Here is a 14,442-nt window from a genome sequence, read left to right as displayed (position 1 = left end):
GCCTGGTGCTCGGCAGCTCCTTCATCCACTTCGGGCCCGAGGAGGTCTTCCTCCAACTGGCCCCCATCTCCTTCGACGCCTCCACCCTCGAAGTCTGGGGCGCCCTGCTTCATGGCGCACGCCTCGTGCTCTTCCCTCCGCGTTCTCCCACGCTGGAGGAGCTGGGGGCGGTGCTGGTACGCAAGCGCATCACCACGCTCTGGCTCACCGCCGCCCTCTTCGAGCAGATGGCGGTGCACCAGCCCCAGGCCCTGGCCTCCGTGCGTCAGGTGCTCACCGGAGGTGACGTGCTGCCAGCGCAGCGCGTACGCGAACACCTGGCCCGCCTCCCCGAGAGGGCTGTCCTCGTCAATGGCTACGGGCCCACCGAGAACACCACGTTCTCCACTTCGCATTCACTGCGCCGCGGTGACTCCGTGGGCGCTTCGGTGCCCATTGGCCGTCCGATCGCCAACTCCACCACCTACGTGCTGGACGCCAGTCTGCACCCGGTGCCCGTGGGAGTCCCTGGCGAGCTCTACGTCGGCGGAGATGGCCTGGCCTGGGGATACCTGGGCCAGGCCGCGCTCACCGCCGAGCGCTTCGTGCCACACCTCTTTTGCACCGGGCAGCGGCTCTACCGCACCGGTGACAAGGCGCGCTGGCGGGCCGATGGCATCCTGGAGTTCCTGGGCCGCACCGACTTCCAGGTGAAGGTGCGTGGCTTCCGCATCGAGCCAGGCGAGGTGGAGGGCACACTGCTGTCGCATCCGACCGTGCGCCAGGCCGTGGCGCTCGTGCGCGAAGACGTGCCCGGAGACAAGCGACTGGTGGCCTACGTCGTCGCGCCGGAGGCGGACGCCTCGGTCCTCAAGGACGCCCTGCGCCAGAAGCTCCCAGAGTACATGCTGCCCTCGGCGCTCGTACTCCTCGACTCCCTGCCCTTGACGGCCAACGGCAAGGTGGACCGCAAGGCGCTGCCGATGCCGGAGGTGCACCCGGCGGAGCCCGAGTCCTTCGCCGTCCCGCGCACTCCCACCGAGCTGACACTCGCGGCCATCTTCTCCGAGGTGCTGAACGTCCCCCGGGTGGGCCTGCACGGAGATTTCTTCGAGCTGGGCGGCCACTCCCTGCTGGCCACCCAGCTGGTCTCCCGCGTGCGCGCGGCCTTCCAGGTGGAGCTGGCCCTGCGCGAGATGTTCGAGGCGCCCACCGTGGAGGGGCTCGCCCTGCGCATCGCGGCCCTCCAGGCCGATGACGGAGGAGGCGCCCGGGTGCCCGAGCTGACGCGCGCCGCTCGCGACGGTGCGCTGCCGCTGTCCTTCGCCCAGCAGCGCCTGTGGTTCCTCCACCAGCTCGAACCCGACAGCGCCTTCTACAATGTCCCCATCGTCCTGACGCTACAGGGGCCTTTGTCGGAGAAAGGGCTGGAGCACGGCTTCCAGGCGCTGGTGCGCCGCCACGAGTCCCTGCGCACCGTCTTCCGCACCGAGAACGGGGCCCCCGTGCAGGCCGTCCTCCCGACGGGCTCGTTGAAGCTGGAGCGGGTGGACTTGAGCTTCCTGCCCGAGGCCGAGCGCCAGGCGGAGGCGCGGCGCCGGGCCGAGCATGAGGCCGTGCGTCCCTTCAACCTGGAGACCGGGCCGCTGCTGAGGATGACGCTGCTGAGGCTGGCCCCCGAGGAGCACGTGCTGGTGCTGGTGCAGCACCACATCGTCTCCGACGGCTGGTCCCTGGGCGTGCTGGTGCGCGAGATGAGCGCCTTCTACGAGGGCTTCAGCCAGGGCCGGCCCGCGTTCCTGCCGGAGCTTCCGGTGCAGTACGCCGACTACGCGGTGTGGCAGCGCGCCTGGCTGCAGGGCCCGGTATTGGAGGCGCAGCTTGGCTGGTGGAAGGAGCACCTGGGTGGCGCACCGCCGGCTCTGGAGCTGCCCACCGACTTCCAGCGCCCCGCCGTCCAGTCCTTCCGGGGCGCCGCGGCTCCCGTTCAGCTGTCGCGCCCGTTGTCCGAGGCGCTGAAGACCTTGTGCCAGGAGGAGGAGGTCACCCCCTTCATGGCCCTGCTGGCCGCCTACCAGCTCCTGCTGTCGCGCTACTCGGGCCAGGAGGACATCACCGTCGGTTCGCCCATCGCCGGCCGCCGCGTCGCCGCGCTGGAGGGCCTCATCGGCTTCTTCGTCAACACGCTCGCGCTGCGCACGCGCCTGGAGGGCAACCCCTCCTTCCGCCAGGTGCTGGCACGCGTGAAGGAGACCACCCTCGGCGCCTTCGCCCACCAGGATATCCCCTTCGAGAAGCTCGTCGAGGAGCTCGCTCCGGAGCGCTCCCTGGGGCACTCGCCCCTGTTCCAGGTGATGTTCGCCCTGCAGAACGCCCCCATCGGGGAGCTCCGGCTCCCGGATTTCTCCATGCGGCCGCTCCCCCTCGACAACGCCACCGCGCGCTTCGAGATGGAGCTGAGCCTCTCGGAGACTCCGGACGGCTTCGTTGGCGAGCTGACCTATTGCCGCGACCTGTTCTCCTCCGCCTACGCCCAGCGCTTCACCCGCCACTTCGCCATTCTGCTGGAGGGACTCGTCTCCCAGCCGGAGCGGCCCTTCCACCACCTGCCGCTGCTGTCCGTCGAGGAGCGGCAGACGGTGCTGGTGGACTGGAATCACTCCCCCTCCAGCTACCCGCGCGACGCCACCATCCCCGAGGTCTTCACTCGCAAGGCTGCCTCCGCGCCCGAGGCCATCGCCGTCGAGTACGGCGCGCAGCGCCTCACCTACCGTCAGCTCGACGAGGCCTCCAACCGCTTCGCCCACCTGCTGCGCGCCCGCGGCGTCGGTGCCGACTCCCGCGTGGCCCTCGCCCTGGAGCGCTCGCTGGAGCTCATCGTCGCGCTCCTGGGCATCCTCAAGGCCGGTGGCGCCTATGTCCCGCTGGACACCGCCTATCCCCGCGAGCGCCTGGCCCTCATGCTGGACGATGCGCGTCCCGCCCTGCTCGTCACCACCCGGGAGCAGCTCGCGCGCCTGCCCGCGGAGCACCTTCCCACCCTGCTCGTCGAGGAGGCCGCTGAGGCGCTGGCCCACGCACCCGCCCTGGCCCCGGTCAGTGGAATCTCCGCCCGCAACCTCGCGTACATCGACTTCACCTCGGGCTCCACGGGCCGGCCCAAGGGCGTCTGCATCGAACACCGCTCCGTGCTGCGCACCGTCATCGATGCGCGCTACGCCGACATGGGCCCCGAGCACACCTGGCTGCTCATGGCCCCCATCTCCTTCGACGCCTCCACGCTCGAAATCTGGGGGCCGCTGCTCAATGGCGGCCGCCTCGTCGTCTTCCCCTCCGGCGCGTCTCCCAGCGACATCCACGAGTTGGGGCGGGTGGTGCAAGGCCATCGCGTCACCAGCCTCTTCATCACCACCAGCCTCTTCATCCAGTTGGTGGACGGCAACCTCGAGGGGCTGCGCGGCGTGCGCCAGCTCATGACGGGCGGCGACATCAACTCCGCGCCTCACATCCGCCGCGCCATCGAGACGCTGGGCATCCCGGTGCTCGCCGTCTACGGACCCACCGAGTGCACCGTCTACACCACCTTCTTCCCCATGGCGCACGCCTCCGAGGTGCCGCCCTCCGTCCCCATTGGTCGGCCCATTCCCCAGACCCGGGTCTACGTGCTCGACCGCGACCTGCAGCCCGTGCCCCCGGGCACTTCCGGCGAGCTGTATGTCTCCGGTGACGGCCTGGCGCGTGGCTACCTCCAGCACCCCGCGCTCACCGCGGAGCGCTTCCTCCCTGACCCCTTCAGCGCCACGCCTGGCGCTCGCATGTACCGCACCGGCGACGTGGGCCGTCACCGCGCCGACGGGGCCGTGGAATTCGTTGGCCGCGCCGACTTCCAGGTGAAGGTGCGCGGCTTCCGCATCGAGCTGGGTGAGGTGGAGGTCGTCCTCCACTCCCACCCCGAGGTGCGTGAAGCCGTCGTCATCGCCCGCGAGGACTCGCCGGGCATCAAGCGGCTGGTGGGCTACGTCACCGCCAGGACGGCCTCGCTGGACACCCTCGCCCTGCGCGCCTTCCTCCAGCAGCGGCTGCCCGAGTACATGGTGCCCTCGGCCCTCATGGTGCTGGAGGCGCTGCCCCTCACACCCAACGCCAAGGTGGACCGAAAGGCCCTGCCCGCGCCGGAAGCCCGGCCCGGGTTCCGCCCCTTCGTCCTGCCCGCCACCGCCACCGAGGTGCGCCTGGCCGCGCTCTGGTGCGAGCTGCTCGGCCTGTCCGAAGTCAGCGCCCTCGACGACTTCTTCGAGCTGGGAGGCCACTCGCTGCTGGCCACCCGCATGGTGTCGCTCGTGCGCGCCACCTTCCAGGTGGAGCTGCCCCTGCGCGCCCTCTTCGAGGCCTCCACGCTCTGCGCGCTCGCCCAGCGGGTCGACGCCGCCCTCCAGGCGGGCCAGGGCGTCTCGCTGCCTCCGCTCACCCGGGTGCCCAGGACGGACGCGCTGCCGCTGTCCTTCGCCCAGCAGCGCCTGTGGTTCCTCCACCAACTCGAGCCTGGCAGCCCGTTCTACAACATGCCGATGCCCGTCCGGGTGCGAGGACAGCTCAACGTGTCCGCGCTCCGGAGCTGCTTCACGGAGCTCGTCCACCGCCACGAGGCCCTGCGCACCACCTTCCACAACGTCGATGGCCAGCCCGTGCAGCGCATCCTGCCGCATGTGGACTTCCCGTTGGCCCAGGTGGATCTGCGAGCCATCCCGGAGCCGCAGCGCACCGAGGAGGTCCGGCGGCTGACGGCCGAGGATGCCCGCCGTCCCTTCTCGCTCGCCCACGGGCCGCTGCTGCGCGCCTTGCTGCTGCGGCTCGGCGAGCAGGAGCAGGTGCTGCTGCTCAACATGCACCACATCGTCTCCGACGGCTGGTCCATGGGCGTCCTCATCCGCGAGGTCGGGGCCCTCTACGAGACCTTCTCCACCGGCCAGCCCTCGTCCCTGCCCGAGCTGCCCGTGCAGTACGCCGACTACTCCGTCTGGCAGCGCTCGTGGCTCCAGGGCGAGGCCCTGGAGTCCCAGCTCTCCTGGTGGCGCCGGCAGCTCGCGGGCGCTCCGCACGCGCTGGAGGTCCCCACCAACAGGCCACGCCCCGCCGTCCAGTCCTTCCGCGGTGCCTCGCTGCCGGTTCGCCTGCCCCGGGAGCTGTCCGACTCCCTCGACGCGTTCTGCCGGCGCGAGGCCGTCACCCCCTTCATGGCCCTGCTGGCCGCCTTCCAGGTGTTGCTGGCCCGCTACTCGGGCCAGGACGACATCAGCGTGGGCTCGCCCATCGCCGGCCGCCGCGTCGCCGAGCTGGAAGGCCTCATCGGCTTCTTCGTCAACACGCTCGTGCTGCGCACCCGCCTGGAGGGCAACCCCTCCTTCCGCCAGGTGCTGGCGCGCGTGAAGGAGACCACCCTCGGCGCCTTCGCCCACCCGGACATCCCCTTCGAGAAGCTCGTCGAGGAGCTGCAACCCCCGCGCGATCAGAGCCGCAATCCGCTCTTCCAGGTGATGTTCACCCTGATGGACGAGCCAGACGCCGGAGTGCTCGGGGGTGGGCTCCAGCTCCAGCCCCTGGAGCTGGACAACGGGACGGTGCGGTTCGACCTCGTCCTCTCGCTCGGCCGCGGCGCCGAGGGGCTCGCGGGCGCGCTCGAGTACAGCACGGACCTCTTCGAGGCCGGCACCATCCAGCGCATGGCGGGCCATCTGCGAGGTCTGCTGGAGGCGGTGCTCGCCGCGCCGCAGCGGCCGGTGGCCGAGCTGTCTCTCATGGACGAGCGGGAGCGCCAGCGCGTCCTCATCGAGTGGAACGATACGCACGTCAGCTTCCCCGCCAGCGCCTGCATCCACCACCTCTTCGAGGCCCAGGTGGACCGCACCCCGACGGCCACCGCCGTGGTCTTCGAGGACACGGCACTCACCTTCCGGGAGCTCGACGCGCGCGCCAACCAGCTCGCGCGGCACCTGCGGGCCTCGGGCCTCGGCGTGGAGGAGCGCGTCGGACTGTGCGTCGAGCGCTCGCCGGACATGGTGGTCTGCATGCTCGGCGTGCTGAAGGCGGGCGGCGCCTTCGTGCCGCTCGACCCGGGGCTGCCCGCCGAGCGCCTCGCCTACATGGTCGAGAACTCCGGTGCCCGCCTCGTCATCACCCAGGCGCACCTGAAGTCCGCGCTGCCCGGCAACGTGTCCACACTCTGCCTCGACACGGAGCAGGGAGTCCTCCAGGCCCTGCCCACGGCGCGCCCGGCCACCTCCGCCTCGGCCGACACGCTGGCCTACGTCATCTACACCTCCGGCTCCACCGGACGCCCCAAGGGCACGCTGCTGGTGCATCGCGGCCTGTGCAACACCGCGCTCGCGGCGGCGAAGTTCCACCGCTTCCACCCCGGCAGCCGCATCCTCCAGTTCGCCTCGTTCGGCTTCGATGCCTCCGTGTGTGAGGTGTTCTCGTCCCTGATGGCCGGCGCGTGCCTCTTCCTCGCACCGAAGGAGCAACTGCTGCCGGGCGCTCCGCTGCGCTCGCTGCTGCGGCGCCATGGCATCACCGCCGCCACCCTCACGCCTTCCGTGCTCGCGCAGCTCGAGCCCGAGGAGCTGCCCCTGGAAGTCGTCATCTCCGTGGGCGAGGCGTGCACGCCCGAGCTGGCGCGGCGCTGGGGAGAGCGGGTGTGCCTGCTCAACGCCTACGGCCCCACCGAGGCCACCGTCTGCGCCACCATCAGTGAGCCGCTGCGGCCGGGGGACGTGCCCACCATCGGACGCCCCTGGGACAACGTCCAGGTGTACATCCTCGACGAGCAGCGGCGGCCCGTGCCCGCGGGCCTTCCGGGGGAACTCTGCATTGCTGGCGTGGGTCTGGCGCGCGGCTACCTCGGCAACCCCGCGCTCACCGCCGAGAAGTTCGTTCCCCATCCATTCGCTTCGCGGCAGGGGGAGCGGCTCTACCGCTCCGGAGACCGGGCCCGCTTCCTGGCGGATGGGCGGATCGAGTTCCTGGGCCGCATCGACAACCAGGTGAAGCTGCGCGGCTTCCGCATCGAGCTGGGGGAGATCGAGGCCACGCTGCACGGCCACCCCTCCCTGCGGGACGCGGCCCTGGTGCTGCGCGAGGACGCGCCCGGGGAGGCGCGTCTGGTGGCCTACGTGGTGCCCGCTGGCGCTGCCCCTCCCGATTCCGGGGCCCTGCGTGACTTCCTGCGGCGCCAGTTGCCCGAGTACATGGTGCCCTCGGCCTTCGTGTCCCTGCCGGCGCTGCCCCTGGGCTCCAGTGGCAAGGTGGATCGCCGGGCGCTGCCCGCTCCCGGGGGCACGTCGTCCGGAGCGGGCACCCCCTACGTGGCGCCGCGCGACGAGGTGGAGCAGCAGATCGCCGACATCTGGGCCGAGCTGCTGCGCGTGGAGCGCGTCGGCATCCACGACAGCTTCTTCGACCTGGGAGGCCACTCGCTCCTGGCCACCCGGCTCGTCGCCCGCTTGTGGACGGTCTTCGACGTGGAGCTGCCCCTGAGGCAGCTCTTCGAGAAGCCGACGGTGGCGGACGTGGCCCTGCTCATCCTGGCGGCGCGCGCGGACCAGGTGGAGCCAGAGGAACTGGAGCAGATGATGCAGGCGCTGAAGCGAGCGGAAGGAAGCGGAGAATGAGCGCGGAGAAGTCATGCTGAAGCTGCTCGTCATGCTGCTCCGCACCTCGCGGAGCTCGTTGCTGACCACCCTCCTCTTCGGCCTCGCGTCCGGCGCGAGCAGCGCGGCGCTGCTGTCGGTCATCAATCAGGCGCTGGCACGGCCCGAGGAGGAGCGCCTGCGGCTGGGGCTGGCCTTCGGCGGCCTGGCGGTGCTGGCGATGTTCACGCGCGCCGGCTCGCAGATGCTGCTCAACGGCATGCACCAGAACATCGTCATGGACCTGCGGCGGAGACTGGCACGGCAGTTCCTGGCCATCTCGCTGCGCCACCTGGAGCAGACGGGCTCGCACCGCCTGCTGTCGTCCATGTCGAGCGACACCGTCATGGTGGGCGTGGGGATGACGGCCTTGCCCGAGTTCTTCATCAGCATCACCATCGTGACGGGCTCGCTGATCTACCTGGCGTGGATCTCCTGGAAGATGCTGCTGGTGGTGCTGGGCTTCCTGGCGGTGGGAGGCCTTGCCTACTCACAGGCGACGTCCCCCGCCGTCAAGCTGCGCCAGCAGGTGCGCCAGCTCGAGAACGGGCTCTTCAAGCGCTTCCTCTCGCTGATGGATGGCGCCAAGGAGCTGCGGTTGCACCGCCCGCGCCGCATCGAGTTCCTGGAGCGGGTGTTCGATCCCCTGGTGCGAGACATCCGCGGGAAGTGGGTGCGTGCCGAGAACCTCTTCGCGCTGGCCAGCAGCGGGGGAATGTTCGTCTACATGGTCATCATCGGGCTGCTGCTCTTCGTGGTGCCGCTGTTCTCGCCGGTCTCCCAGGCAGCGCTGGTGAGCTACACGCTGGTCATCCTGTACGTGCAGCAGCCGCTGAACTCCATCCTCACCACGGTGGCGTACGTGAACCGGGCCGTGGTGGCGCTCGAGAACCTCCACAAACTGGGGCTGACGCTCACCCCGGAGAACGAGACGCCATGGGCGCTACCGCCGGAGACCCCGGCGCGCCTGCGCGCCTTCCAGCAGCTCGAGCTGCGCGGCATCACCCACACCTACCGCCGAGAGAATGAGGATGGCTCCTTCACCCTGGGCCCCATCGACCTGACGGTGAAACGGGGTGAGTTGCTCTTCCTCGTGGGCGGCAACGGCAGCGGAAAGACCACGCTCGCCAAGCTCCTCACCGGCCTGTATGCGCCCGAGGCCGGGGAGCTGCTCGTGGATGGCACGCCCATCCGGAACGAGGAGCGGGAAGAGTACCGGCAGCTCTTCTCTGCCGTCTTCTTCGACTTCCACTTGTTCGATCAGCTTCTGGGACTGGGCTCGCCCGAACAGCTCGATCAAGCGCGGCATTACCTGTCGAAGCTGCTGCTGGACCGCAAGGTGCAGATCCAGGACGGCAGCTTCTCGACCACCGAGCTGTCCCAGGGCCAGCGCAAGCGCCTGGCGCTCCTCACGGCCTCCCTGGAAGACCGGCCGTTCTACATCTTCGATGAGTGGGCGGCGGACCAGGATCCGAGCTTCAAGGAGGTCTTCTACAAGGAGATTCTCCCGGACTTGAAACGCCTCGGGAAGACGGTGCTCGTCATCAGCCACGACGACCGCTACTTCGGGCTTGCCGACCGGTTGCTCCACCTCGAGGCGGGCCGCCTGACTCCGCTGGAGCAACCGCGTCTGGACCAGGTCGGCACCTAGCCACGGCAGCGCGCCAGGAATCCCCAGGAGTCATGTCGATGAGCGACACGCAGCGGAAGCTAGCGGAACTCACGCCGGAGCAGCGCGCGCTGCTGATGCGGCAGCTCAAGCAGCGGGGGGCGAAGTCCTCCTCGTATCCGGCACTCACCCGCCGGCCCGGGGATGGGGCTTCTCCGCCGCTGTCCTTCTCCCAGCAGCGCCTGTGGTTCCTCGATCAGCTCGAGCCTGGCAGCGCCGCCTACAACATGCCCGTGGCGCTCCAGCTCGATGGCGCGCTCCGGGTGGACGCCCTGGAACAAGCGCTGTCCGAGCTCGTCCGCCGCCACGAGTCGCTGCGCACCTGCTTCAAGTCCGTCGAGGACACCCCCGTCCAGGTCATCTCGCCGCCCGCGTCCCTCGTGCTGTCGGTGGTGGACCTCTCGTCCCACGAGAGCCGCGAGGCCGAGGTGCACCGGCTCGTCGAGCAGGAGGCATGCAAGGCCTTTGACCTCGCGAATGGGCCGCTGCTGCGCGCCTCGCTGCTGCGTTTGGATGAACGCGAGCACGTGCTGCTGCTGACGATGCACCACATCGTCTCCGACGGCTGGTCCATGGACGTGCTGGTGCGGGAGATGGCCACCCTCTACGCGGCCTTCTCCGCGGGCCAGCCCTCGCCCCTGCCCGAGCTGCCGGTGCAGTACGCCGACTTCGCCGTGTGGCAACGCTCGTGGCTTCAGGGAGAGGCCCTGGAGGCCCAGCTCGCCTGGTGGCACAAGCACCTGGAAGGCGCACCCGCCGCGCTGGAGCTGCCCACCGACTTCCAGCGCCCCGCCGTCCAGTCCTTCCGGGGCGCCTCAGCTCCCGTTCAGCTGTCGCGCGAGCTGTCCGACGCTCTCAAGGCTCTGTGCCAGAAGGAGGAGGTCACCCCCTTCATGGCCCTGCTGGCCACCTTCCAGCTCCTGCTCTCGCGCTACTCGGGCCAGGAGGACCTCACCGTCGGCTCGCCCATCGCCGGCCGCCGACGCGGAGAACTGGAGGGCCTCATCGGATTCTTCGTCAACACGCTCGCGCTGCGCACCCGCCTGGAGGGCAACCCCTCCTTCCACCAGGTGCTGGCGCGCGTGAAGGAGACCACGCTCGGCGCCTTCGCCCACCAGGACATTCCCTTCGAGAAGCTCGTCGAGGAGCTCGCCCCGGGACGCTCCCTGGGGCACTCGCCCCTGTTCCAGGTGATGTTCGCCCTGCAGAACATGCCTCAGGAGGAGCTGCGGCTCCCGGGCTTCTCCCTGCGTCCGCTGCCGCTCGACAACACCACCGCGCGCTTCGATCTGGAGCTGGTGCTCGCGGAGGCTCCAGACGGCTTCTCGGGCGAGCTCATCTATCGCCGCGAGCTGTTCTCCTCCGCCTTCGCCCAGCGCTTCACCCGCCACTTCGCCATTCTGCTGGAGGGGCTCGTCGCCCAGCCGGAGCGGCCCTACCACCACCTGCCACTGCTGTCCGACGAGGAGCGGCAGACGGTGCTGGTGGACTGGAATCACTCGCCTTCCAGCTACCCGCGCGACGCCACCATCAACGACGTCTTCGAGCGGCAGGTCGCCGCCACTCCCGAGGCCATCGCCCTGGAGTACGGCGCGCGGCGCCTCACCTATCTCCAGCTCGACGAGGCCGCCAACCGCTTCGCCCACCTGCTGCGCGCCCGCGGCGTCGGTGCCGACTCCCGCGTGGCCCTGGCCCTGGAGCGCTCGCTGGAGCTCGTTATCGCGCTCCTGGGCATCCTCAAGGCCGGTGGCGCCTATGTCCCGCTGGACACGGCCTACCCTCGTGAGCGCCTGTCCTCCATGCTGGAGGACGCGTGCCCCGCCCTGCTCGTCACCACCCGGGAGCAGCTCTCGCGCCTGCCCGCCGAGCACCTTCCCACCCTGCTCGTCGAGGAGGCCGCTGAGGCACTGGCGCATGCACCCGCCCTGGCCCCGGTCAGTGGAATCTCCGCCCGCAACCTCGCCTATATCGACTTCACCTCGGGCTCCACCGGCCGGCCCAAGGGCGTCTGCATCGAGCACGCCTCCGTGCTGCGCACCGTCCTGGACGTGCGCTACGCCGACGTCGGCGCCCAGCACTCCTTCCTCCTCATCGCCCCCATCTCCTTCGACGCCTCCACCCTCGAAGTCTGGGGGCCGCTGCTCAATGGCGGCCGCCTCGTCGTCTTCCCTCCCCACTCCCCCAGCGACTTGCGGGAGCTGGCCGCCGTCCTCCAGCACCACTCCATCTCCACCCTCCACCTCACCTCGGGCCTCTTCACCCAAATGGTGGATGGCAACCTCGAGGGGCTGCGTGGCGTGCGCCAACTGCTCACCGGCGGCGACGTCGTCTCCTCGCCCCACGTGCGTCGCGTCATCGAGCACCTGCGCATTCCAGTCACCGCCTGTTACGGCCCCACCGAGGGCACGCTCTTCACCTCATGTTTCCGCATGACGGAGGCCTCACAGGTACCGGCCTCCATCCCCATCGGCACGCCCATCTCCTGTACCCAGGTGTACCTGCTGGACGGCTACCTGCAGCCGGTGCCTCCGGGCACTCCGGGCGAGCTGTACGTCTCCGGTGACGGCCTGGCGCGTGGCTACCTCCAGCACCCCGCGCTCACCGCCGAGCGCTTCCTGCCCAACCCCTTCAGCTCCACCCCCGGTGCCCGCCTCTACCGCACCGGAGACCTGGCCCGGCACCGCGCTGACGGTGTGCTGGAGTTCCTGGGCCGCGCCGACTTCCAGGTGAAGATTCGCGGCTTCCGCATCGAGCCAGGCGAGGTGGAGGCCGCGCTGCTGGCCCACCCCGAGGTGCGTGAGGCCATCGCCCTCGCGCGCGAGGACTCACCGGGCAACAAGCGCCTGGTGGGCTACGTCACCGCCAGGACGGCCTCGCTGGACACCCTCGCCCTGCGTGCCTTCCTCCAGCAGCGGCTGCCCGAGTACATGGTGCCCTCGGCCCTCATGGTGCTGGAGGCCCTGCCCCTCACGCCCAACGCCAAGGTGGACAGAAAGGCCCTGCCCGCCCCGGAAGCCCGGCCCGAGCTTCGCCCCTTCCTCCCGCCTTCTTCCTCCACCGAGGTGCGCCTGGCCTCCCTCTGGTGCGAGCTGCTCGGCCTGTCCGAGGTCAGTGGCCTCGACGACTTCTTCGAGCTGGGCGGCCACTCCCTGCTGGCCACCCGCCTCGTCTCGCGCCTCCGCGCCACCTTCCAGGTGGAGCTGCCCCTGCGCGCCCTCTTCGAGGCCTCCACCCTCTCCGTACTCGCCCAGCGCATCGACGCCGCCCTCCAGGCGGGCCAGGGTGTCTCGCTGCCTCCGCTCACCCGGGCCCCCCGGACGGACGCGCTGCCGCTGTCCTTCGCCCAGCAGCGCCTTTGGTTTCTCGACCAGCTCGAGCCTGGCAGCGCCGCCTACAACATGCCCGCGGCCCTGCGCCTGACGGGCGCCCTGGAGGTCTCCTCTCTCCAGCGCGCCCTCTCCGAGCTCGTCCGCCGCCACGAGTCCCTCCGCACCTCCTTCAAGTCCATCGAGGGCAACCCCACTCAGGTCATCTCCGACGTTCCAGTCTCGTTCCTTCAGCTCATCGACCTGAGCGGTCTGCCAGGAGAATCCCGCGAGGCCGAGGCACAGCGTCTGGCCGAAGAGGAGGCGCGCAAGGCCTTTGACCTCGCGAATGGGCCGCTGCTGCGCGCCTCGCTGTTGCGTTTGGATGAACGCGAGCACGTGCTGCTGCTGACGATGCACCACATCGTCGCCGACGGCTGGTCCATGGGCGTGCTGGTGCGGGAGGTGGCCACGCTCTACGCGGCCTTCTCCGCCGGCCAGTCCTCGCCCCTGCCCGAGCTGCCGGTGCAGTACGCCGACTTCGCCGTGTGGCAGCGCTCGTGGCTCCAGGGTGAGGTACTGGAGGCCCAGCTCGACTGGTGGCGCAAGCACCTGGAAGGCGCCCCCGCCGCGCTGGAGCTGCCCACTGACTTCCAGCGCCCCGCCGTCCAGTCCCTCCGGGGCGCCGCGGCTCCCGTTCAGCTGTCGCGCGAGCTGTCCGACGCCCTCAAGGCCCTGTGCCAGCAGGAGGGTGTCACCCCCTTCATGGCCCTGATGGCTGGGTGGCAACTACTGCTGTCGCGCTACTCGGGCCAGGAAGACATCACCGTGGGCTCGCCCATCGCCGGCCGCCGCGTCGCCGAGTTGGAGGGCCTCATCGGCTTCTTCGTCAACACGCTCGCGCTACGCACGCGCCTGGAGGACAACCCCTCCTTCCGCCAGGTGCTGGCGCGCGTGAAGGAGACCACGCTCGGCGCCTTCGCCCACCAGGACATTCCCTTCGAGAAGCTCGTCGAGGAGCTCGCCCCGGGACGCACCCTGGGCCGCTCGCCCCTGTTCCAGGTGATGTTCGCCCTGCAGAACACTCCGGCCCCCCACCTCGCTCTACCGGACCTGACGTTCGACTCGCTCTCGCTCGAGAGCGCCACGGCACGGTTCGAGCTGGAGTTGAATCTCGCGGAAGCCCCCGAGGGATTCTCGGGAAGCCTGACCTACAACGCGGATCTGTTCTCCGAGGCCACGGCCGAACGGCTCTCGCGGTACTTCACCATTCTGCTGGAGGGGCTCGTCTCCCAGCCGGAGCGGCCCTACCACCACCTGCCGCTGCTGTCCGACGAGGAGCGGCAGACGGTGCTGGTGGAGTGGAATCACTCGCCCTCCAGCTACCCGCGTGACGCCACCATCAACGACGTCTTCGAGCGGCAGGTCGCCGCCACTCCCGAGGCCATCGCCCTGGAGTACGGCGCGCGGCGCCTCACCTATCGCCAGCTCGACAAGGCCGCCAACCGCTTCGCCCACCTGCTGCGCGCCCGCGGCGTCGGTGCTGACTCCCGCGTGGCCCTGGCCCTGGAGCGCTCGCTGGAGCTCATCGTCGCGCTGCTGGGCATCCTCAAGGCCGGTGGCGCCTATGTCCCGCTGGACACGGCCTACCCCCGTGAGCGCCTGTCCTCCATGCTGGAGGACGCGTGCCCCGCCCTGCTCGTCACCACCCGGGAGCAGCTCTCGCGCCTGCCCGCCGAGCACCTTCCCACCCTCCTCGTCGAGGAAGCCGCTGAAGCGCTGGCCCAGGCGCCCACCTTTGCCC

The 14,442-nt window shown here is 70.1% G+C and carries 3 protein-coding genes; all 3 read left to right on the top strand.

All coding sequences use genetic code 11. From position 1 onward, the window contains the following. Nucleotides 1-5: 5 nt before the first annotated feature. The gene (locus HUW62_RS38730) at nucleotides 6-7,646 is read left to right on the top strand and encodes an amino acid adenylation domain-containing protein (protein WP_368670584.1); all 7,641 of its coding nucleotides are present in this window, start codon (nucleotides 6-8) and stop codon (nucleotides 7,644-7,646) included. 13 nt (nucleotides 7,647-7,659) lie between these two features. Then, nucleotides 7,660-9,315, top strand: coding sequence for a cyclic peptide export ABC transporter (locus HUW62_RS38725; protein WP_163869876.1), 1,656 nt, complete (start codon nucleotides 7,660-7,662; stop codon nucleotides 9,313-9,315). Between the two features lie 38 nt (nucleotides 9,316-9,353). Further along, nucleotides 9,354-14,442: non-ribosomal peptide synthetase (locus tag HUW62_RS49725; RefSeq protein ID WP_176437264.1), on the top strand; the 5,089-nt coding region annotated here is incomplete at its 3' end.

Source organism: Myxococcus sp. AM011 (genome assembly GCF_013372595.1).
GTDB classification, from domain to species: Bacteria; Myxococcota; Myxococcia; order Myxococcales; family Myxococcaceae; genus Myxococcus; species Myxococcus eversor.
The sequence above is the reverse complement of the archived record's forward strand: the minus strand, read 5'-3'. Positions and strand labels throughout refer to the sequence as shown.